General features: G+C 72.6%; 15 protein-coding genes. 9 read left to right on the top strand and 6 right to left on the bottom strand.

The features are described from left to right. The first annotated feature begins 24 nt into the window (after positions 1-24). Positions 25-897 carry a TIGR03619 family F420-dependent LLM class oxidoreductase gene (locus ACWIHT_RS10120; RefSeq protein WP_456166398.1) on the top strand — a complete coding sequence of 291 codons (873 nt, stop codon included), beginning with the start codon at positions 25-27 and terminating at the stop codon, positions 895-897. On the opposite strand, the gene ACWIHT_RS10115 is transcribed toward ACWIHT_RS10120, so the two are convergent. Further along, on the bottom strand, positions 894-2,138 hold the full coding sequence (locus ACWIHT_RS10115; protein WP_456166396.1) for an endonuclease/exonuclease/phosphatase family protein: 1,245 nt from the start codon (positions 2,136-2,138) through the stop codon (positions 894-896). The genes ACWIHT_RS10120 and ACWIHT_RS10115 overlap by 4 nt on opposite strands. 168 nt (positions 2,139-2,306) lie before the next feature. Between ACWIHT_RS10115 and cyc2 the strand changes: the two genes are divergently transcribed. Beyond that, positions 2,307-4,460 carry a germacradienol/geosmin synthase Cyc2 gene (gene cyc2, locus ACWIHT_RS10110; RefSeq protein WP_456166394.1) on the top strand — a complete coding sequence of 718 codons (2,154 nt, stop codon included), beginning with the start codon at positions 2,307-2,309 and terminating at the stop codon, positions 4,458-4,460. Here cyc2 and ACWIHT_RS10105 read toward each other — a convergent pair. Further along, a complete protein-coding gene (locus ACWIHT_RS10105; protein WP_456166392.1) occupies positions 4,453-5,976 on the bottom strand; it encodes a hypothetical protein in 1,524 nt (507 codons plus the stop codon). The two genes, cyc2 and ACWIHT_RS10105, sit on opposite strands and share 8 nt — an antisense overlap. 176 nt (positions 5,977-6,152) lie before the next feature. On the opposite strand from ACWIHT_RS10105, the gene ACWIHT_RS10100 reads away from it, so the two are divergent. The 3 genes from ACWIHT_RS10100 (at position 6,153) to ACWIHT_RS10090 (ending at position 8,994) form a co-directional block, all read left to right on the top strand. Then, the gene (locus ACWIHT_RS10100) at positions 6,153-6,758 is read left to right on the top strand and encodes a PDZ domain-containing protein (RefSeq protein WP_456166390.1); all 606 of its coding nucleotides are present in this window, start codon (positions 6,153-6,155) and stop codon (positions 6,756-6,758) included. A gap of 125 nt (positions 6,759-6,883) precedes the next feature. After that, complete coding sequence (locus ACWIHT_RS10095) at positions 6,884-8,011, top strand: aminopeptidase P family protein (protein ID WP_456166388.1); 1,128 nt, start codon at positions 6,884-6,886, stop codon at positions 8,009-8,011. A gap of 44 nt (positions 8,012-8,055) precedes the next feature. Continuing rightward, positions 8,056-8,994 carry a phosphotransferase family protein gene (locus ACWIHT_RS10090; protein WP_456166386.1) on the top strand — a complete coding sequence of 313 codons (939 nt, stop codon included), beginning with the start codon at positions 8,056-8,058 and terminating at the stop codon, positions 8,992-8,994. Positions 8,995-9,065: 71 nt separating this feature from the next. On the opposite strand, the gene treZ is transcribed toward ACWIHT_RS10090, so the two are convergent. Beyond that, positions 9,066-10,814, bottom strand: a complete 1,749-nt coding sequence (gene treZ, locus ACWIHT_RS10085; RefSeq protein ID WP_456166384.1) for a malto-oligosyltrehalose trehalohydrolase — start codon at positions 10,812-10,814, stop codon at positions 9,066-9,068. 173 nt (positions 10,815-10,987) lie between these two features. Between treZ and ACWIHT_RS10080 the strand changes: the two genes are divergently transcribed. From ACWIHT_RS10080 to ACWIHT_RS10070, 3 genes are all read left to right on the top strand, one after another. Further along, a complete protein-coding gene (locus tag ACWIHT_RS10080) occupies positions 10,988-11,539 on the top strand; it encodes an FHA domain-containing protein (protein WP_456166382.1) in 552 nt (183 codons plus the stop codon). A 258-nt stretch (positions 11,540-11,797) separates the two neighbouring features. Beyond that, on the top strand, positions 11,798-13,315 hold the full coding sequence (locus ACWIHT_RS10075) for a M14 family zinc carboxypeptidase (protein WP_456166380.1): 1,518 nt from the start codon (positions 11,798-11,800) through the stop codon (positions 13,313-13,315). Next, positions 13,312-13,731, top strand: coding sequence for an SSI family serine proteinase inhibitor (locus ACWIHT_RS10070; protein ID WP_456166378.1), 420 nt, complete (start codon positions 13,312-13,314; stop codon positions 13,729-13,731). Before ACWIHT_RS10075 ends, ACWIHT_RS10070 begins: the two co-directional genes overlap by 4 nt. Before the next feature lie 15 nt (positions 13,732-13,746). On the opposite strand, the gene ACWIHT_RS10065 is transcribed toward ACWIHT_RS10070, so the two are convergent. Beyond that, positions 13,747-15,039, bottom strand: coding sequence for a M14 family zinc carboxypeptidase (locus tag ACWIHT_RS10065; protein WP_456166376.1), 1,293 nt, complete (start codon positions 15,037-15,039; stop codon positions 13,747-13,749). 493 nt (positions 15,040-15,532) lie between these two features. Between ACWIHT_RS10065 and ACWIHT_RS10060 the strand changes: the two genes are divergently transcribed. Beyond that, positions 15,533-16,633: a cytochrome P450 gene (locus ACWIHT_RS10060; protein WP_456166374.1), complete on the top strand. Its 1,101-nt coding sequence runs from the start codon at positions 15,533-15,535 to the stop codon at positions 16,631-16,633. On the opposite strand, the gene treY is transcribed toward ACWIHT_RS10060, so the two are convergent. Together treY and glgX are read right to left on the bottom strand one after the other, a co-directional pair. Continuing rightward, positions 16,630-18,978, bottom strand: a complete 2,349-nt coding sequence (gene treY / locus ACWIHT_RS10055; RefSeq protein ID WP_456166372.1) for a malto-oligosyltrehalose synthase — start codon at positions 18,976-18,978, stop codon at positions 16,630-16,632. The two genes, ACWIHT_RS10060 and treY, sit on opposite strands and share 4 nt — an antisense overlap. Positions 18,979-19,052: 74 nt before the next feature. Further along, positions 19,053-21,170 carry a glycogen debranching protein GlgX gene (gene glgX / locus ACWIHT_RS10050; protein WP_456166370.1) on the bottom strand — a complete coding sequence of 706 codons (2,118 nt, stop codon included), beginning with the start codon at positions 21,168-21,170 and terminating at the stop codon, positions 19,053-19,055. Positions 21,171-21,203 lie beyond the last annotated feature (33 nt).

Raw genomic sequence — 21,203 nt, 5'->3', positions numbered from 1 at the left:
ACGTTGTCGTCGCACGAGGGGAGTATGACCGAGATGCGTATCGGAGTGGCACCGCACCGCCTGTGGCCCGACCGGGACGAGGAGGTGGACGCGGTCCTTCAAGTCGCCGTCAGAGCCGAGGAGTTGGGGTTCGACCATGTCTTCGCGAGCGGCCACGCGGTGGCCGGTGCGACAGGCGTGACCCCGGACCCGCTGATCCTGCTGTCGGCCGTGGCCGGGGCGACACGACGGATCGGGCTGGTCACCAGCGTGCTGGTTCTGCCGCTCTACAACCCGCTGATCCTGGCCCACCAGTCCGCCACCCTCGACCGTCTCTCAAAGGGCCGCTTCACGCTCGGCGTCGGCACCGGCTGGGACGCCGAGGAGTACGCGGCCGTCGGCGTCCCGTTCGCGGGGCGGGGCCGCCGGACCGACGAACAGCTCGCCGTCGTACGGCAGTTGTGGCGCGGCGAGGGCCCGGCGCGGCTCGGGGTGCTGCCCCGCACCGAGGGCGGACCCGGGGTGTGGATCGGTGGACAGAGCGACGCGGCACTGCGCCGGGCGCTGCGCTTCGGCGACGCCTGGCACGGCTCCGGGGTCGACGCCGAGGGGCTCACCGAGGTGCGGGCGCGGCTCGACGCGCTCGGCGGGGAAGCGGGACGCGATCCCGGTGAACTCGCCCTGACAGCAGGGCTGTTCCTCGTACCGCCCGGGTTCGCGCCCGCAGTGAAGGTACCGGGACGCCCGCTGGGCGGATCCGACGCGAGCGCCGAGAGTGTCCGGGACGAACTGGGCCGGCTGGCCGACGCCGGGCTGGTCTCCGCGTCCCTGTGGCTGCCGGTGTCCACGGAGGCCCTGCCGGACGCGCTCGCGTGGGTCGGCGAGGAAGTCGTCCCGCACCTGTCCGGACAGTCCTAGCCCAGCCGTACGTCCTGCCACACCATCCGGTGGTCCGAGGTGACGACCGTGGTGCCGTCGCCGACCAGGCGGTACAGCGGGTCGTCGGAGGTCGGCCAGAACACGCCGTTGCGGCCCGGGACCAGGCCCTTGGACGGCAGGACGTGGTCCACCCGCAGATTGCCGGGGGCCGTGTCGCTGAAGTCGCCCGTGTCGTAGGCCGGGTTGCCGATCTGGCCGACGTTCGCGCCGCCCTGGAGCTTCGCCGCCTCGACCCCGCCCGCGCTGGCGGGCGGCTTCGCGGGCAGGTTGATCGCCGGGTGGTCGAGGAACTGCCGTACGGCGTGGTCGTAGCTGTCGCCGTCGTACGGATCCGCGTTCTGGTCGCCCGCGATCACGAACCGCGCGCCGGGCCGCAGCCCGCCCCGGACGCCCTGGTCGTCGTAGAGATAGGCACTGCGCGCGTGACCGCCGATGTAGTCCGCCCACAGCCGGATCTCGTCGTGGTTGCGGCGGCCGTTGCGGTCCTCCGGGCCGTCGAAGGTGGGCGGCGTCGGATGCGAGACCAGGAAGTGCACGGTCTCGTGACCGAGGCGGACCGGCACATCCCAGTGGCTCTTCGAGGAGAGCCGCAAGATCGCGCGGGCCGCGTCGCTGTAGTAGCCCGGCGGGATCACGTTGCCCGGCATGTCCTTCCAGAGGAAATGCTGGAAGGTGCGCACCGCGCGGGTGTCGATCGGGAACTTGGAGAGGACGACCATGCCGTACTGCCCCGGGAAGAAGCCGTAGCCGAACGAGTCCTGCCCGTAGGCGTCCGAACCCGGCGTCGTCACCACGCCGTTCTTGCCGTCGAGGTCGACGCCCGAGGGGACGCCCGTGTTCACCGGGCCGGTGAAGTGGTGCGGGAAGTGGATCGGGCGGGCGCCGTTGTGGCCCCGGGACAGGTAGTTGCCGAGGAACAGCCGGACCGCCGCGCCGCCCTCGACATAGTCGAACTCGTTGATCAGCAGGATGTCCGGGTTCACCCGCTGGATCGTCTCGGCGACATTGCGCGCCTGGGCGTTGTCGGGCGTCGACAGGTCGGTGACCAGCGCACCCTGCGTGGCACGGTTCAGCGAGGCGTTGAACGTGGCGAACCGCACGGTCCGCCCGGACCCGTACCGCCCGGACGCCGACGCGGGGAAAGCGGCGGTACCGGCCAGCGCGGCTCCGGCCAGGGACGCGAGCGCGGTGCGGCGGGAGAAAGGGCTGGAGTGGTTCATCGGGACTCCGGTGAGGGAGGGGACACGTGAACCCCCGTAGTCTGCGCGCGTAGAAGTGAACGCCACAAGATGCGGGCGAAACTCATGGGTTCACCCTCGATTCACGCGATGGTGTGATCATGTCCCCTGCCCGGGATGGCCGTTGAGGGGCGCGGGTAGGGCCCGGCCATGACCCAGCCGTTCGAACTCCCGCACTTCTACATGCCGTATCCCGCGCGCCTCAACCCGCATCTGGACGAGGCCCGCGCCCACTCCTCCGCGTGGGCACGCGAGATGGGCATGCTGGAGGGCTCCGGGATCTGGGAGCAGGCCGACCTCGACGCGCACGACTACGGCCTGCTCTGCGCCTACACCCACCCCGACTGCGACGGGCCCGCCCTGTCGCTGATCACCGACTGGTACGTGTGGGTGTTCTTCTTCGACGACCACTTCCTGGAGATCTTCAAACGCAGCCAGGACCGCGCCGGCGGCAAGGCCTACCTGGACCGGCTCCCGCTCTTCATGCCGCTGGACCTCACAACTCCCGTACCGGAGCCGGAGAATCCGGTCGAGGCGGGGCTCGCCGACCTGTGGGCGCGCACGGTGCCGTCGATGTCCGTCGACTGGCGCCGCCGCTTCGCCGTCGCCACCGAGCACCTCCTCAACGAGTCCCTGTGGGAGCTGTCCAACATCAACGAGGGGCGCATCGCCAACCCCGTCGAGTACATCGAGATGCGCCGCAAGGTGGGTGGCGCGCCCTGGTCGGCGGGGCTCGTGGAGTACGCGACCGCCGAAGTGCCCGTGTCCGTCGCCGGATCGAGGCCGCTGCGGGTGCTGATGGAGACCTTCTCCGACGGCGTCCATCTGCGCAACGACCTCTTCTCCTACCAGCGGGAGGTCGAGGAGGAGGGGGAGAACAGCAACGGCGTGCTCGTCCTGGAGACCTTCTTCGGCTGCACCACCCAGGAGGCCGCCGACACCGTCAACGACGTCCTCACCTCCCGGCTCCACCAGTTCGAGCACACCGCGTTCACCGAAGTGCCCGCCGTGGCCCTGGAGAACGGACTCACCCCGGACGAGGTCCGCGCGGTCGCCGCCTACACCCAGGGGTTGCAGGACTGGCAGTCCGGCGGCCACGAGTGGCATCTGCGCTCCAGCCGCTACATGAACGAAGGCGCCCTCGACAACTCGTCGTTGAACGGGCCGACCGGCCTCGGCACCTCCGCCGCCGACATCGGCGCCCTGCTCGCCTCGGCCGGCGCCGAACGGCTGCGCGCCTACACCCACATCCCCTTCCAGAAGGTCGGGCCCTCCCAACTCCCCGACTTCTACATGCCGTTCCAGGTCGAACTCAGCCCGCACCTCGACGGCGCCCGGCACCGCCTCGTCGACTGGACGCACTCCGTCGGCATGCTGGAGGAGGGCGTCTGGGACGAGGAGAAACTCGCCGCCGCCGACCTCCCGCTCTGCGCGGCCGGCATCGACCCGGACGCCACCGAGGAGGCCCTCGACCTCAGCTCGCGCTGGCTCGCCTGGGGCACCTACGGCGACGACTACTACCCCCTCGTCTACGGCGTCCGCGGCGACCTCGCCGCCGCCCGCGTCACCACCGCCCGCCTCTCCGACTGCATGCCCGTCGAGGGACCGGCGACCCTGATCCCCGTCAACGGCATGGAACGCGGACTCATCGACCTCTGGGCCCTCACCACCGCCGAGATGCCCGTGGACGACCGGCACACCCTGAAGGACTCGATCAACACGATGACCGAGAGCTGGGTCTGGGAGCTGTCCAACCAGATCCAGCACCGCATCCCCGACCCGGTCGACTACCTGGAGATGCGCCGCGCCACCTTCGGCTCCGACCTCACCCTCAGCATGTGCCGCATGGGCCACGGCCCGAAGGTCCCGCCCGAGGTCTACCGCACCGGCCCGGTCCGCGCCCTGGAGAACGCGGCCATCGACTACGGCTGTCTCATCAACGACGTCTTTTCCTACCAGAAGGAGATCGAGTACGAGGGTGAGGTCCACAACGCCATCCTTGTCGTCCAGAACTTCTTCGGCATCGACTACCCGACCGCGCTCGGCGTCGTCCACGACCTGATGACCCAGCGCATGCGCCAGTTCGAGCACGTCGCCGCGAACGAACTGCCCGTCGTCTACGACGACTTCGACCTCTCGGACGAGGCACGCGAGATCATGCGGGGCTATGTGACCGACCTCCAGCACTGGATGGCGGGCATCCTGAACTGGCACCGCGAGGTCGACCGCTACAAGTCCACCTATCTGGCCCGCCGTTCACACGGCTTCCTCCCGGACCGGGTACCGGCGATGCCCTTCAGCTGAGGTCCCGGACCCGCTCGGTCACTTCCTCGGCGAGCTTCCGTACGGCCGTGGCAGCGGCGTCCGAGAGCTCGCCGAGTATCGCGTCGGCGGCGGCCAGGGTCGCGCGGGCCTCTTCCGGGAGGTCCGCGTCGGCCAGAACTCGGGTCAGGGTGTAGTGCTCCCTAGCAATGAACCAGCCGAGGTTGACGCCCTGCCAGTGCCTCAGGGAGCCGTCGGCCGGAGTGGCCAGGATGTCTCGGAGGGCTGCCAACGTCCGCTCCGCCCCGGTGAGTTCACCCGTCTCACGCTCCAGACGTGCCTGTGTCAGCAAGGCCGAGACGCGGTCCCACGCCGTCTGCTGGAAGGCGGCGTAGAGGCGCTGGGCGCGCAGCGCCTGGACGCGGTCGCCCAACTGCTCGAACTCGTAGGCCAGTCCGTGCAGGGGAGACGGGTTCAGCGCCTTAGGCGCGCCCGGTCGCCGCAGCAGGCTCTGGTCCATCTCGATCTCGTCCAGCCGACGGATCAGGGCGACACGGGCCAACTCGGTCAGCCCCTGGTCGGCCGCCAACTCGGTCCAGGTGGACGGGGGTTCGTCCGCGGGATCCGTACCGAAGAGCGACTCGTCCAGCTCCCGGGCCCACTCCTGGAAGGCTGCTCCGTCCGCGCCCGGCCTCGGAATCTCGCTCAGCCCGCACGCGGTGTCGAAGTCCGTCTCCCGCACCTCGTCCAGCAACGGCAGGTCCTCGATGTGCCCGCGCAGCCCCACCAGCACGGCGGCGAGCCGCAGTTCGTCCGTCATCGACGACTCCGTCTCGCGCCGCAGCAGGTGCCGCAGCAGCTCCAGATCGCCGTCCGCGCGGTCGAACTGCGCGGCCCGCAGGGCGAGTCGACGCCGTACGGGATCCTCGGCCACCGTGTCCCACACCGTACGGTCGCCCGCGCGCAGCGCCGCCAGATCCGCCCGCCCCTGGGCGAGCACCGGCTCCCACAGCGGGGGGCGCGGATGCCGGTCGAGGAGCGCGTAGGCGCCGCCCTCCTCCTCGTTCAGGAGCAGGAAGTCGGGCTCCGTGCGCAGCAGGGCCGCGTGCAGCATGCCGATCAGCTCGACCGGGGAACGCTCGGACAGGCCCAGAGCGGCGCGGAGTTCGGGCCGCGCCTCGTCGAGACCGTAGTCCTCGCGGAACTCGTCCTCAGTCTCCGTGACTGCCGCGAGGATCTTCTCCGGGCCGTCGGACGGGGACAGGTCCAGATGGTCGCGCCAGCCCGGCAGACCGATCACGAGCTCCAGCGCCTCGTCGACACTGGAGCCGATGATCCCGGCCGAGCCCTCCGAGTCGGCGTACAGCACGGAACCGTCCGCGCACACGAAGTACGTACCGCCCGCGCCGTCACCGGCCACCGGCCGCAGCGGGGCGCCCGAGGCCAGCCGGACCTCCTCGACGTGGTCCGTCCGGTCCAGGTCGAAGTCGAAGGGGAACGCGGCCAGTTCGGCCAGATGGGCGTGCTGTCGGAGCAGCCGCAGGGCGTGATCGGTCATGTCACAGAACGTAACAGGCGGCACTGACAATGAGCCCGGGCCACGGGGGAGAGGCACCACGCGCGCGCGTGCCGCGCGCAGGACCGGCTTCCCGCCCCTGACCCTCGGTCAGTCTCACTCGTTCGTGGCATGTCGGGCGCCGGTGCGCCGGGTAGAGCATCTGCCGGAGGCGATCCATGGAACAGACCGCGTTGCGTCCCAAACCGATGCCCGGCCAGGAGCCCGGCGACGGCACCAAGCCCGGCACCACCCGGCGCCCGCACGCCGCGCGGCGCCGCGGCCGACGGCTCATCACCCTGCTGTTCAGCGTGTTCGTCGGGACCGTCCTGGTGCTCTCGGGGATCGGGCTCGGCACGGTCGGCGCCACGGTGATCGGCATGAGCAAACTCGCCGACATGCAGCGCCAGGCCGCCCGGCAACCGGCGCGGACGGCCACCCCGGGCACCCCGGCCAGCCGGTCCGCGTCCGCCGGGAGCCCGATGTCGCCGCCCGTGTCGCCCACGTCCGCCGCATCGGCCACCGCGACGCTCGGCGTGGAGGCCGTGGACGCCGAGCAGACCGGCGCCCTGATCGTCGGCGTCCACCTGCCCGGCCCCGGGTACACGGCGGGCCTGGTCCGCGGTGACGTACTGCTCACGTTCGGCGGTGCCCGGATCGACTCGGCGCCCGACCTCGCGCATGCCGTGGCCCGCGCCCACCCGGGGAAGGAGGTCACCGTCACGGTGCGCCACCGCAGCGGCGGCTTCCAGCAGTTCACCGTGGTCCCCGGCTTCGTCGTCTGACGCGCGGCGAGCCACGGAGCGCGCGGACCGGAAGCGCGTCGTTCCCGCCGATCGGCTCGCGTGGGCCTCCGGGTGCGGGCAGGATGCTGCCCGTAGCCACCTTTCGCCCGTTCCCGGAGGCCTGAATGACCGGTAGCACGTCCGCGCCCTTCACCGCCGCCGACTACCGGGCCCGCATGGACCGCGCCGCGCGGGCCGCCGCCGACGCCGGTCTCGGGGGGCTGCTGGTCGCTCCGGGCCCGGACCTGGTGTGGCTCACCGGTTACGCGCCCACCGCGATCACCGAACGGCTCACCGTCCTCGTCCTGGCCCCCGGACGCTCCCCGGTCCTCGTCGTCCCCACCCTGGAGGCCCCCGACGCCGCCAAGGCCCCCGGAGCCGACGCCCTCACCCTGCGTGACTGGACCGACGGCAAGGACCCCTACGCGGCCACCGCCGCGCTGCTCGACGCGACCGGCCGCTTCGGCATCAGCGACAACGCCTGGGCGATGCATCTGCTGGCACTCCAAAGGACGCTGCCCGACACCACCTACGCCTCCCTCACCGACGCGCTGCCGATGCTGCGCGCGGTGAAGGACGCGGCGGAACTGCGGCTCATGGCAGCCGCCGGAGCGGCTGCGGACGCAACGTACGAGGAGATCCGGAAGGTTCCCTTCGCCGGCCGCCGCGAGTCCGACGTCGGTGCCGATCTGGCCGATCTGCTGCGGCAGTTCGGGCACTCCCAGGTCGACTTCACGATCGTCGCCTCGGGCCCCAACGGCGCCAACCCGCACCACGAGGTGGGCGACCGCGTCATCCAGCGGGGCGACATGATCGTCCTCGACTTCGGCGGCCTCAGGGACGGCTACGGCTCCGACACCTCGCGCACGGTCCACGTCGGCGAACCCGACGACGAGGAACAGCGCGTCCACGACCTCGTCCGCGAGGCCCAGGAGGCCGGCTTCCGCGCGGTGCGTCCCGGAGTCGCCTGCCAGGAGGTCGACCGGGCCGCCCGCGCGGTCATCGACGACGCCGGGTACGGCCCGTACTTCATCCACCGCACCGGCCACGGCATCGGCGTCACCACGCACGAGCCGCCGTACATGATCGAGGGCGAGGAACAGCCCCTCGTGCCCGGGATGTGCTTCTCCGTGGAGCCCGGGATCTATCTGCCCGGCCGCTTCGGGGTGCGCATCGAGGACATCGTCACGGTGACCGAGGACGGCGGTCGACGGCTCAACAACACGGCCCGCGAAATGGCCCTGGTGGACTGACGACGACCAGGAGCCCCGACACCCCGAACGGCGACGGCGCGACCATGACCCAGGCACCGACACCCACCGCGGACACCGTCCGACAACTGGTCCGTTCCCTGCTCAAGGACAGTGCGGCCGACAGCACCGGACCCGAGGTACGGCCCGTCGCCGAGGGCGGCGAGCACTCCACGTGGTGGGTCGGCACCCGCCATGTACTGCGCCTCGCCCCCGACCGCGAGGCCACCCTGCGGCAGCGCCGCGAACTGCGTCTGCGCGACCTCGTACGGCCGTACCTGCCCGTCGCCGTTCCGACGAGCGTGGCGCACGGCGAGTGGGCGCCCGGGCTCGGCTACACGCTGGACACGAAGGTGCCCGGCCGGTCCGGGGAGGACCAGGACGTTTCCGCCGTCGGCGAGGCCGACCTGGCCGGGCTGCTCACCGGGCTGCGCGAGGTGCCCGTCCGGCAGGCCGACGCGCTCGGCGTCCCGCGCACAGCCCCGCGCTCCCTGGAGGCCCTGCGCCGCGCCGCCGAGCGGGCGGCCGAACGGCTGGCCGCCGCCGACGAGTTCGACGCCGCACGACTCCACCAGCTCACCCAGCCCGGCGCGGTCCAGCTCGCCGCGCAGTCCGCCACCGCGGTCCTCGTCCACCACGACCTCAAGGGCGAGCACCTCGTGGTGAGCGCCGACGGCCGGGTGCGCGGTGTCCTGGACTGGACCGACGTGGCGCTCGGCGACCCCGCGGAGGACATCGCGGGGCTCGCGCTAGCGGTCGGCGCCCCCGCCGCCGTGCGCGCCGCCACCCTCGCCGGCTACGGCGCCCGCCCCTGCCTGCGCGGCCTCTGGCTCGCCCGCTGCGACACGGTCGTCCGCCTCGCCGACCACCTCAAGAGCCGCGACAGCGGTCCTCTCCCCCTCCTGAGAGCCCAACTGCTGCGCACCTGGGAGGCGATCCTGCTGGAGCGGGTGACGGAACTGCGGGACGGGGACGGGGAGTTGTAGCGCGCAAACGTCTGCGTAAGCGTGTGCGTAAACGCTTGCGCAAGCCTTTGCGTAAACGTATGCGCAAGCGTTTACGCCTGTGCCAGCACCACGCACGACTCCCCGGGCAGCCGCAGCAATCCGTCCGGCCCCGGCACCTCCACCGGGTCCCACGCGGCCAGGATCTCCGCCGGGCGGGTGCCCAGGGGGATCGCGGCCGGTTCCTTGCCGAGGTTCACGGCGACGCGTACGTCCCCGCGTCGGAGGGCGAGCCAGCCGGCGTCCTCGTCGTAGGCCACCTTGGTGTCGGAGAGGTCGGGATCGGTGAGGTCGGGCTGCTCGTGCCGGAGGGCGATGAGGCGGCGGTACCAGGCCAGCACGCGCGCGTGGGGCTCGCGCTCCGGTTCCGACCAGTCCAGGCAGGAGCGGTCGCGGGTCGCCGGGTCCTGCGGGTCGGGCACGTCCTCCTCGGCCCAGCCGTGGGCCGCGAACTCCCGCCGCCTGCCCCGCCGTACGGCGTCCGCGAGGTCCGGGTCGGTGTGGTCGGTGAAGAACTGCCAGGGCGTGCCCGCCGCCCATTCCTCGCCCATGAACAGCATCGGCGTGAAGGGCCCGGTGAGCGTCAGCGCCGCCGCGCAGGCCAGCAGGCCGGGGGAGAGGGAGGCCGAAAGGCGGTCCCCCTGGGCGCGGTTGCCGATCTGGTCGTGGGTCTGGCTGTAGCCGAGCAGCCGGTGGGCGGCCACGCGCGTGCGGTCCAGGGGGCGGCCGTGGTGCCGGTTGCGGAAGCTCGAATAGGTGCCGTCGTGGAAGTAGCCGCCTGTCAGGGTCTTGGCGACCGCCGTGAGCGGGGCCCGCGCGAAGTCCGCGTAGTAGCCCTGCGATTCACCGGTCAGCGCGGTGTGCAGGGAGTGGTGGAAGTCGTCGTTCCACTGCGCGTGCAGCCCGAGACCGCCCTCCGCGCGGGGGGTGACCACACGAGGGTCGTTCAGGTCGGACTCCGCGACCAGGAAGAGCGGCCGGCCCGTCTCGGCGGCCAACGCGTCGACGGCGGCGGACAGTTCCTCCAGGAAGTGGCACGCGCGCGTGTCCCACAGCGCGTGCACCGCGTCCAGCCGCAGCCCGTCGATCCGGTAGTCCCGCAGCCACGCCAGCGCGCTGCCCAGGAGGAAGGCGCGCACCTCGTCCGAGCCGGGCGCGTCCAGGTTCACGGCGCTGCCCCACGGGGTCTGGTGGGTGTCCGTGAAGTACGGGCCGAACGCGGGCAGGTAATTCCCGGACGGGCCAAGGTGGTTGTGCACCACGTCGAGCACCACGCCCAGACCGAGTTCATGGGCCCGGTCGACGAACCGCTTCAGCCCCTCGGGGCCGCCGTAGGGCTCGTGCACGGCCCACAGGGAGACACCCTCGTAACCCCAGCCGTGCCGGCCGGGGAACGGACACAGGGGCATCAACTCGACGTGGGTGACGCCCAGTTCGGCGAGGTGGCCGAGCCGGTCGGCCGCCGCTTCCAGGGTGCCCTCGGGCGTGTACGTGCCGACGTGCAACTCGTAGAGCACCGCACCCGGCAGCGGGCGTCCCGGCCAGTCGGCGGTACGCCACGCGTACCGCTCGTGCTCGACGACGGCGCTCGGGCCGTCCGGGCCGTCCGGCTGGCGGCGCGAGCGCGGGTCGGGCAGCGGCGGGCCGTCGTCGACCGCGAACCCGTACCGGGTGCCGTCACTCGCCTCCGCCTCGCCGCTCCACCACCCCACGCGGTCGGGATCGCGTTCCAACGCGCGCGTGGCGCCCTCCCGATGGAGCGTCACACGGTCTGCCTCTGGTGCCCACACCTCGAACTGCACGGACGGTTCCCCTTCGTCTGCTCACCGGGATGTAGCCCGTCCATCGTGCTTCAAACGAGATCAATCCGCTTTTGAATCCACCCCTTTGGCGCAGGTGTCGTCATCTTCGCGCGCGTGCGGGCCGTTTCCGCGTCTTCTGGACACCCGGGGTTCACTGCCCGACAATCACGAACGTGACGTCGTCCTTCGAGTTCCACACGTACCCCGCGCGGCTGTCCGACGTGGAGCGCGACAAGGCGCTCAAGGTCCTCCATGACGGCGTCGCCATGGGACGGCTCTCGCACGACACGTTCATCCGGCGCATGGAGTTGGCGCTCGCCGCCCGCCGGTCCGAGGAACTCGTCGCGCTCACCGCCGACCTGCCCACCGAAAGCCGCCTGTCGCGCGCCCTGTTCGGCACCGTGGAGGCCGTCTCCGGGTTCACCGTACGGCTGCGCAGGGCCTGGCAGGCCGAACGGCTCCCCAAGCTGCTGCTGCCCCACCCGGGCAACAGCCACCCGCTGCGCATCGGCCGCGACCCCGCCAACGGGCTGCGGCTGACCCACGAGACGGTGTCCCGGGTGCACGCCGAACTCAGCCGCCAGGGTGGCATGTGGGTGCTGCGCGACCTCGGTTCGACCAACGGCACCACGGTCAACGGCCGTCGGGTGATCGGCGCCGCCGTCGTCCGCGAGGGCGATCAGATCGGCTTCGGACGGATGGCGTTCCGGCTCGCCGTGAACTGAGCCGGACCGACTCCGGACCGAGCCCGGATCGACTCGGGACCGACTCCGGACCGAGCCCGAACTCAGCCCCACCTCACCTCTGGCCTGGGCTTTACCCCATGTGGCGATCTCGGGTGCGAGTGAAATCCCTTTGCGTACGGCGGTGTTGACGTACCCCTCAGGCCGTGACTGACTGTGCGTACACCATGCACATCAGGTGAACCGACGGCACCACTCTTGTGGAGGTGTGCCCTGCCACCACTCCTCCGCTACCCGTCCGTGGACGAGCTGGGGGCCCAGGCCGCCGCGCTCGTCGCCCGCCGCCCCCGGGACGCCCGGCTGCGCCGAGTCGGGACCTCCCGCGCCGGTACGCCCCTGTGGCTGCTCTCCGTGGGCCACGGCAGCCGCCAGGCCCTCGTGGTCGCCGGACCGCACGCCAACGAGCCCGTGGGCGGCGCGACGGTGCTGCGCCTGGCCGAACGGGTCCTGGCCGATCCGCGGTTGAGCGAGGGCGCCGACGCCACCTGGAACCTGCTGCTGTCCCTCGACCCCGACGGTTCGCGCCGCAACGAGGGCTGGCTGTCCGGTCCCTACAGCCTCGGCCGGTACTTCCGGAACTTCTTCCGGCCCGGCTTCCTGGAACAGCCCGAGTGGCTGCCGGACGGCGCGGCCGGGGCCCGACTCCCGGAAACCCGCGCCCTGTTGGAGGTCCAGGACGAACTGCGGCCCTTCCTCCAGTGCTCCCTGCACGGCGTCGACGTCGGCGGCGGCTTCGTCGAGCTGACCCGCGACCTCCCGGGCCTCGCCCAACGCGTCGCGCACACCGCGGCCCGTCTCGGCATCCCGCGCGAACTCGGGCCGTACGACACCCTGTACTGGCCCAGCATCGGCCCCGCCGTCTACCGCATCCCGCCACCGCGCCGGGGCGATCTGGCCGCCGCCATCACCGAGGCCGCCGTCGAGTCGACCTGGTTCCACCCGCACCGGCACGGCACGGTCACCGCGGTCGTGGAGGCGCCGATGTGGGGCGTGTCCGGCGTCGAGGACGGCACCCCGCCCGCCGACGCGGACGCGGTCCTGCGCACCGTGAGCCACACCCTGCGCCACGACACCCGCATCCTGGAGCAACTCCTCGCGCGGCTACGGCCGTTCGTACAGGGCGGGGTGGGTGCGACGGACGTGGGGACGCTCTCCCGGGCCGGCGGGCCGGTGCCGCTGACCGTCGTCCGGCCGGGAACCGGCGCGGTGGGACCGCCGACGGCGGACGCGGCCGACAGCCGCCCCCGGCACGACGTCGGTCGTCCCGCTCCCGCGCCGACGGCCACGCCCGGCCTGCTGCCCCGAACCCTTCTCGTGCCCGACGCCGCACGGCTGCTCGCGCCGGTCGACGACTACTTGCTGGTGTGCCCGGGGCTCGCCGACGCGTGGGATCCCGATGTCGACACCAGTGCCGCGCGCCCGCTGCCGCCGCTCAACACCGCGCATCTCGCGGCCCTGCGCATCGCGGGCCGACGCCTCGCCCTGCGCACGGCGGGGCTGCTGTACCAGCTCGTCGTCGCCTCCGGGAGCGACCCGGCCGGTGTGCTGCCGGAGCTGGACCGGCTGATCGACGAGTGGTGCGCCGACTACCGGGACGGCTTCGGGGCGCGCTGGATCTCCGTCGCACGCCAGGTCGAGTACCAGTCGCGCGTGGTGCTCAGCGCGTTCGAACTGGCCCGCCGGTACACGCCCGTTCGCTCCCGTTCGGGTGAGCCGGGCTGGGGTGCGGAGAGCGCGGTGCCGATGCATCGGGAATGACCCACACCTCCACAGCGACCGCCCTCCGGGGCGCCCTGCTGGCCGCGGCCGTACTCCTCGCCGCGGGCCAGGCACCCGCCCAGGCGGCACCCCGGCACGGCCTTCAGGGCGACTGGCTCCACCTCACCGTCACCCGTGGCGACAGCCGCTCCAGTGACACGCGCGGGACCCTGCTCCTGTGCGACCCGCCCCAGGGCCACGCCCACGCGACCGAGGCCTGCGCCGAACTGGCCGCGGCGGACGGTGACATCGACGCCATCCCGGCCAGCAGCGTGTTCTGCCCGATGATCTACGCCCCGGTGACCGCCCACGCGCGCGGGGAGTGGAAAGGGCGTCCGGTCGACTACACGAGGACCTTCTCGAACGGGTGCGTCCTGGCGGCGCGGACCGGAGACGTCTTCGCGCTCGACGGCTGACCGGCGCGGGCGGGGTCAGGCCGAGTGCCGGGCACGCGCGCGTGGCGCCTCGCCGACCCCGTCCGCCTGCTCGCGCGCGTACAGCGCCGCCGCCACAACCGTGCGGGACTGGTGCTCCACCTGGTGCTCCAGGGGCACCCAGCGGGCGCGGAAGCGCTCCGCGAAGGCGTCGCTCCAGTTCGCGACGAGGTGTTCCAGCAGGGGCGCCGCGCGGTCGTCGGTCTCCCGCAGCACCCGCAACAGCATCGCCGCCGCCCGTAGCGGCAGCCGGCGCCCGAACGCGTCCACGCTGCCGATGTACGCCATCGTCGTGTCGGCCGGCGAGGTGTGCGTCCAGTCCGCGGCCAGACCGGGCACCAGTTCCAGCGCCCACTTGGCGGCCCGCAGCAGCGGCCCGTCGACGCCCTGGAGCCGCGGTAGCGCCTCGGCGAGCACCCGCTCCACCTCCCGTCCGTCCCGCAGCAGCCGGCGCGCCAGCCGCCGTAACGCCGCCGCGGGGGCGGGATGCGGTGCCGGGTCGTCCACCAGGTCGCTGGCCCACATCGGGACCTCCACGACCGCCGTCAGGCCGCCGTAGCGGTGCGCGTGGTACCAGGTGCTGTGCCGGGCGTCGTCCGGCATGCTCGGGTAGGCGGCGTCCGAACCGGGCGCCGGCATCACATGCACCCCGGGCCCCGAGGCGGGCCAGCCCGCCGCGTCCGAGGCGCCCGTCTCCACCGGGATGTGCAGCTCCGCCGCCGACTTGGCGAACGGTTCGGCGAGTCCCGGTATGTCCTTCGTCAACTGCACCCAGCTGCCGCCCAGATCGGTGCCGTGCAGGGTCACCTGGAGATAGGGCCGCAGCTCGTCGATCACCCGGGTCAAGGCCCGGGTCTCGGGCGGCAGCCGATCGGGCGGCAGCACGGAGGGCGACCACTCGGGCTGCTCCGGACCCGCCGGGCGGAAGAACCCGAGGTGGTAGTCGAAGAGGCTGCGCGGCGCCGGGGTGACGTGCAGGCTCGCCCCGTCCGGGTCCGCGCAGAGCAGGAAGTGCCAGGAGGTGTCCGACCTCAACTCCCGTTCGCGGATCACCCGTTCGGCGAGCGCGAGGAGGGTGGAGCCGCCGGTCGGCTCGTTGGCGTGGGCGCCCGCGACCACCAGGACGGCGCGCCGGGCGTGCCCCACGGACAGCAGATGAAGCGGTCTGCCCGCGCGGGAGACACCTACTTGGCGCAGGGTGCACAGGGCCGGCCGGTGAGCGGCCAACGCCCGCGCGGACGACACCAGTTCGGCCACACTGGGGTATCGCAACTCCGGCAGGAGACTCACCCCCGACTACTCCGCCCCGGCTTCGCAACCGCAGTACTTCATGGCCTCTGTGAACTGTCAAGAAGACCGCGGGGGAGGCTCCAGGGGGCGCCCAGGGGCATTTACCGGCAGCCGGTAGGCGCGTTGGTGCCAGCAGGGGGCCGGGGATTTCCAGAGGGTTTCCCGGGACCCGCGCTCACCCTCGGTGACGTCGTCGTCGTGCACACGCGCGTGCCCCCGCATCACGAACACCGCCCTCCCGGCCCGCCACCGCACGCCCGCCGCCCGACCCGCGCCCCGGGTCCGTACGCGGGTGCGAGCCGGTGGCCGGGGACCCGCCGCACGCCGCGGGCCCCGGGCGTATCCGCTTCACTCGAACGGTCGTACGGGAGCTGCGGTCCGCGCGGTGCGATGGTCGGCTGGGGGGCAGCCGCGTGCGCGCAGGACGCGGACGACCGGCCGCGCGCCCCCTCGACGGCGCGGGGCGCGACTGCGACCACGGGAGCGGACGGCGGTGCTGTGTCTCACGGACGTGACCGTCCCCCGCACCGCGGGCGCCCCGGCCCGCCCACCGGGCCCGCCGAGCCTGCGGACGGCCGTACAGGACCCGTATCCGCTCTACCGCACCCTCCGCACGCACTATCCGCTGGTGTACGACGAGCCGTTCGGAGCCTGGCTCCTCAGCCGCTACGACGATGTCCGCGCGGCCCTCGCCGACCCCAGGCTCGTCGCCGTGGCCGAGCATCCGGCCGCACCTGAAACGGGACGGCTCCTGGACCGGGCGTTGCGCGGGCCCGCGCTGGCCGCCCTGACCGCCGCCGTCGAACGCAGCGCCCATGTCCTCGCCCGGCGCCTCACCGCGCGCGAGGACGCCGATCTGGTGGCCGAGTTCTGCGACTGGCTGCCCACCGCCACGGCCGTGGCCGCGCTCGGGCTGCCGTACGAGGAGACCGCGCGGGTGCACCGCTGGTGCCGCACGGGACTCGGCCGCTCCGGGGGCGGCCGCCCCGAACTGGGCGCCTTCCTGCGGCCGTTGACGGCCCGGCGCCGCGCCCATCCGGGCGGTGACCTGCTGTCCGTGCTGTGCACCGCGCGGAGCGACGGCGGACCGCTGTCGGACGACACCGTCACCGGGCTCGTGGGCACGCTGCTCGGCGCGTCCGGCGCGAGCACCGCGCGGGCGCTCGCGTCGTTCCTCGCCAACCTCCTCGACCATCCACACCAGTTGGCCGTGCTCCGCGCCCGCCCCGACCTCGTGCCGGGCGCCTGGGCGGAGTCCCTGCGCCGCGATCCGCCGCTGCACATCGTGCTGCGCAGGGCCGTCGCACCCGTCGGCGCGATACCCGCCGGAGCCACCGTCGCCTGTCTGCTCGGCGCCGCGGGCCGCGACCCGGAACGCTTCACCGACCCGGACCGCTACGACGCCTTCCGCACCGACCCCGGACCGCTCGCCCACGGCACCGGCCCCGACGCCCTGCTGGCCGCTCTCACGGCCGAACACGGCCTACGGGCCCTCCTGTCCGCCCTGCCGGGTCTGCGCCGCGCACCGGGCGCCCGGCACCGGCCCGACGACCTGGTCCGCCGCTCACCCCGGACCCTCCGGGTGCACACCTAGTCCGAGACCTCCAGCAGCACCACCGGCGACAGCTCGAAAAGCTCCGCCACGCGCGCGTGCCCCGTGAACCGCCGCTCCGGAGCGAGCACATCGGCCCACCACCCCGGCGGCAGCGGGAGCACCGTGTCACGCCAGCCGCCCGCCTCCGCGAGCCGCGACGACAGCCGGGTCACCGCCGTCACCGCGGCCCCCGAGCGGGCGAACGCCACACAGTGCGCCGCCGCCGGACCCTCCGCCGCCAGCGAGGCGTACGTCGCCGCGTCACCGAAGGCCTCCGGACGACGGGACCGCAGCCGCAGCGCGGCGGCCGTCACCGCCCCCTTGGCGCCCGCCTCCAGGGGCGGGAACGGCACCGGCCGCCGGTTGTCGGGGTCGACCAGGGCCAGGTACTCGGCCTCGGTGCCCTGATACAGGTCCGGCACGCCCGGCATCGTCAGCTGGAGCAGCGCGGCGCCGAGCACGTTCGCCCGGACGTGCGGCTCCAGCGCCGCGCGGAAGGCGGCCACACGCTCACCGGGCGGCCCGCACGGGCCCGCCGCGACGAACGCCGCCACCGCCTCCTCGTACGACGGCTGCTGCTCCGTCCAGCTCGTGTGCAGACCCGCCTCCCGCACATGCTTCAACAGGGCCCCCTGGACCCGCTCCGCGTCCGCCGGGCCGAGACCGAACACCGTCTGCCAGGCCGCCCACGCCAGTTGAGCGTCCGGCACCCCCTCGCCGGTACGGGTCACCTCGGTCAGCACGTCCGCCCAGCGCTCCGGCACCTCGGTGAGCACGGCCAGCGCGGCCCGTACGTCCGCGCTGCGCTTGGTGTCGTGGGTCGACAGCACCGTGCCCGCCACCGGCCAGTCGCGCTGCACGCGCGCGCAGTACGCGTGGAAGTCCTCCGGGGACACCGCCGGGCTGCCCGGGTTCCCGCCCACCTCGGTCGCCGACAGCAGCGGCACATAGCGGTAGAACGCCGTGTCCTCCACGGACTTGGCCCGCAGCGCGGACGCCGTCTGCGCGAACCGGACCCGGAACTCGACCTCCTCGGGCCCGTCCCCGTACCGCCCCAGCAGCAGATCCCGTACGACGTCGACGGCGCCCGCCTCCTCCGCGACGGCGAACGCCTGCCGGGCCTCGGCGGCGGCCTCCTCGGTGACGACGGCCGCGGTTTCCCCCGAGGTGTACGGCCGGTAGACCTCCATGCGCACCAGGAGCTCCACCAGCGCGGTCCGCAGCGCCCAAGGGGCCCGGTCGCGCAGCGCGGGCTCCGGGGACGCGGCGCACAGCCGGCTCACGACCCGGGTCAGCCGGTCCGTCTCGGCGTCCAGCTCGTGCGTGAGCACCTTGTACGCCGCCCGCCGCACCGTCGCCTCCCAGCGCCCGCCACGGTCCGGCTGCGGGGCCGCGAACCTCCGGTACTGGCCCAGGAGTTCCCCCGCCCCCGCCGGGTCCGTGAACAGCCCGTCGACGTGCCTGAGGGCGTCGTAGCCGGTGGTGCCCGCGACGGGCCAGGACGCCGGCAGCCGCTCCCCGTCCGCGAGGATCTTCTCCACGACCGTCCAGCGGCCCCCGGTCGCCTCGTGCAGCCGCCGGAGGTAGCCGTCGGGGTCGGCGAGGCCGTCGGGGTGGTCGACGCGCAGCCCGTCCACGACACCCTCGCGCAGCAGCTGAAGGATCTTGCCGTGCGTGGCGTCGAAAACCTCCGGGTCCTCCACGCGGACCCCGATCAGCTCCGAAATGCTGAAGAAACGCCGGTAGTTGAGCTCGGTGCGGGCCAGCCGCCACCACCCGAGGCGGTACCACTGAGCGTCCAGGAGCCGCGGCAACGGCAGCTCCCCGGTGCCCGCACGCAACGGGAACACATGGTCGTAGTAGCGCAGGACGTCACCGTCGACCTCCAGGTGATCGATCTCCGAGCCGACCGGACCGCCCAGCACCGGCAGCAGCAACCGCCCGCCCTGCGCCTCCCAGTCGATGTCGAACCACCGCGCGTACGGCGACTTGGGGCCCTCCCTGAGCACCTCCCACAGGGCGTGGTTGTGACGCGGGGCCATCGCCATGTGGTTCGGCACGATGTCCATGACCAGACCGAGACCGTGCTCCCGCGCGGTGCGCGCGAGGGCCCGCAGCCCGTCCTCACCGCCGAGTTCGTCCCGCACGCGCGCGTGGTCCACGACGTCGTAGCCGTGCGTCGAGCCCGGGACGGACTCCAGGACGGGGGAGAGGTGCAGGTGCGAGACGCCGAGCGACGCCAGGTACGGCACAGCGGCCGCGGCCGCCGCGAACGGGAACTCGGGCTGTAGTTGCAGCCGGTAGGTGGCCGTGGGCACTGCCGGGTCGGGTCGTTCAGGTGTCATGCAGACCTGTGTACCCGCCCGGCCGCCCTTCGTGTCATCGACCCCGGCATCCGGTCCACCGACCAGGTGCCCTCCTAGGTGGGGCGTTGCAGGACCGTCATGCTGCGGTCCACCAGGGTCAGCCGGTCCCCGGCCTTCACCTTCGCGCCCGTGCCCGCCGGCACGCCCTCCGCGCGGCCCGTGTCCACGATCACCTCCCACTGGCGGCCGTGGTTGACCGGCACCACGAAGTCCAGCGTCTGGGGAGAGGCGTTGAACATCATCAGGAAGGAGTCGTCGCCGATGCGCTCCCCGCGCTGCCCCGGCTCCGAGATGGCGTTGCCGTTCAGGAACACCGACAGCGCGGACGCCTGCGCCGAGTCCCAGTCCCGCTGGGCCATCTCCTTGCCCTCCGGGGTGAACCAGGCGATGTCCGACAGCTCGTCGTGGGTGCCCTCCACGGGCCGCCCGTGGAAGAAGCGCCGGCGCCGGAACACGGGGTGCTCCTTGCGCAGCCACACCAACGCGCGCGTGAAGGCCAGCAACTCGGACGACTCGGCGCCCTCCTCGGGCCAGTTCACCCAGGCCAGCTCGCTGTCCTGGCAGTACGCGTTGTTGTTGCCCCTCTGGGTGCGCGCGAACTCATCCCCGTGGCTGACCATCGGTACACCCTGGGACAGCATCAGCGTGGCGACGAAGTTGCGCATCTGGCGGGCGCGCAGCTCCAGCACGGCCGGGTCGTCGGTGTCGCCCTCGGCACCGCAGTTCCACGACCGGTTGTGGCTCTCGCCGTCGCGGTTGTCCTCGCCGTTGGCCTGGTTGCGCTTGTCGTTGTACGACACCAGGTCGTTGAGCGTGAACCCGTCGTGGCAGGTCACGAAGTTGATGGAGGCCAGGGGGCGACGGCCGTCGTCCTGGTAGAGGTCGGAGGAGCCGGTCAGCCGGGACGCGAACTCCGCTAGCGCGCGCCCCTCGCCCCGCCACAGGTCCCGCACGGTGTCGCGGTACTTGCCGTTCCACTCGGTCCACAGCGGCGGGAAGTTGCCCACCTGGTAGCCGCCCTCGCCGACGTCCCAGGGCTCCGCGATCAGCTTCACCTGGGACACCACCGGGTCCTGCTGCACGAGGTCGAAGAACGACGACAGCCGGTCCACTTCGTGGAACTGCCGTGCCAGGGTGGCCGCGAGGTCGAAGCGGAAGCCGTCGACGTGCATCTCGGTGACCCAGTAGCGCAGCGAGTCCATGATCAGCTGGAGCACGTGCGGGGACCGCATGAGCAGCGAGTTGCCCGTCCCCGTGGTGTCCATGTAGTAGCGGGGATCGTCGGCCAGCCGGTAGTACGAGGGGTTGTCGAGGCCCCTGAAGGACAGCGTCGGCCCCAGGTGGTTGCCCTCGGCGGTGTGGTTGTAGACGACGTCCAGGATGACCTCGATACCGGCCTCGTGCAGCGCCCGTACCGCCGACTTGAACTCCAGGACCTGCTGGCCGCGGTCGCCCCAGGAGGCGTACGCGTTGTGCGGGGCGAAGAAACCGATCGTGTTGTAGCCCCAGTAGTTGTTCAGCCCCATGTCGACCAGCCGGTGGTCGTTCACGAACTGGTGCACCGGCATCAGCTCCAGGGCGGTCACCCCCAGTTCCACCAGGTGCTCGATCACCGCCGGATGCGCGAGCGCCGCGTACGTGCCGCGCAGCTCGTCCGGCAGCCCCGGGTGCAGCATCGTCAGACCCTTGACGTGAGCCTCGTAGAGCACCGTCTCGTGGTAGCCGTGCCGGGGCAGCCGGTCGTCGCCCCAGTCGAAGTACGGGTTGACCACGACCGACGACATCGTGTGCGGGGCCGAGTCCAGGTCGTTGCGCTTGTCGGGGGCGTCGAAGTGGTAGCCGTACACCTCCTCGCCCCAGGCGATCGATCCGCTGACCGCCTTCGCGTACGGGTCGAGCAGCAGCTTCGCGGAGTTGCACCGCTGGCCGCGCTCGGGGGCGTACGGGCCGTGCGCGCGGAAGCCGTAGCGCTGTCCGGGCATGACACCCGGCACGTACGCGTGCCGCACGAACGCGTCGCTCTCCCGCAGTTCCACCGCCGTCTCCGAGCCGTCGTCGTGCAGCAGACACAGCTCTACTCGGTCCGCGGCCTCGGTGAAGACCGCGAAGTTGGTGCCGGCGCCGTCGTACGTGGCACCGAGTGGATACGCCTCTCCAGGCCAGACCTGCATGGTCACGACTCTTTCAGCCGGGCCCCGCCACCG

The sequence above is a fragment of the Streptomyces sp. NPDC002276 genome, from assembly GCF_053891435.1.
The sequence above is the reverse complement of the archived record's forward strand: the minus strand, read 5'-3'. Positions and strand labels throughout refer to the sequence as shown.

Bases quoted from the DNA above. Each gene is read 5' to 3' on its own strand.
- ACWIHT_RS10115 (WP_456166396.1), bottom strand. From the start codon at position 2,138: ATGAACCACTCCAGCCCTTTCTCCCGCCGCACCGCGCTCGCGTCCCTG.
- cyc2 (WP_456166394.1), top strand. From the start codon at position 2,307: ATGACCCAGCCGTTCGAACTCCCGCACTTCTACATGCCGTATCCCGCG.
- treY (WP_456166372.1), bottom strand. From the start codon at position 18,978: ATGACACCTGAACGACCCGACCCGGCAGTGCCCACGGCCACCTACCGG.
- glgX (WP_456166370.1), bottom strand. From the start codon at position 21,170: ATGCAGGTCTGGCCTGGAGAGGCGTATCCACTCGGTGCCACGTACGAC.
- ACWIHT_RS10070 (WP_456166378.1), top strand. From the start codon at position 13,312: ATGACCCACACCTCCACAGCGACCGCCCTCCGGGGCGCCCTGCTGGCC.
- ACWIHT_RS10090 (WP_456166386.1), top strand. From the start codon at position 8,056: ATGACCCAGGCACCGACACCCACCGCGGACACCGTCCGACAACTGGTC.
- ACWIHT_RS10120 (WP_456166398.1), top strand. From the start codon at position 25: ATGACCGAGATGCGTATCGGAGTGGCACCGCACCGCCTGTGGCCCGAC.
- ACWIHT_RS10105 (WP_456166392.1), bottom strand. From the start codon at position 5,976: ATGACCGATCACGCCCTGCGGCTGCTCCGACAGCACGCCCATCTGGCC.
- ACWIHT_RS10095 (WP_456166388.1), top strand. From the start codon at position 6,884: ATGACCGGTAGCACGTCCGCGCCCTTCACCGCCGCCGACTACCGGGCC.
- ACWIHT_RS10100 (WP_456166390.1), top strand. From the start codon at position 6,153: ATGGAACAGACCGCGTTGCGTCCCAAACCGATGCCCGGCCAGGAGCCC.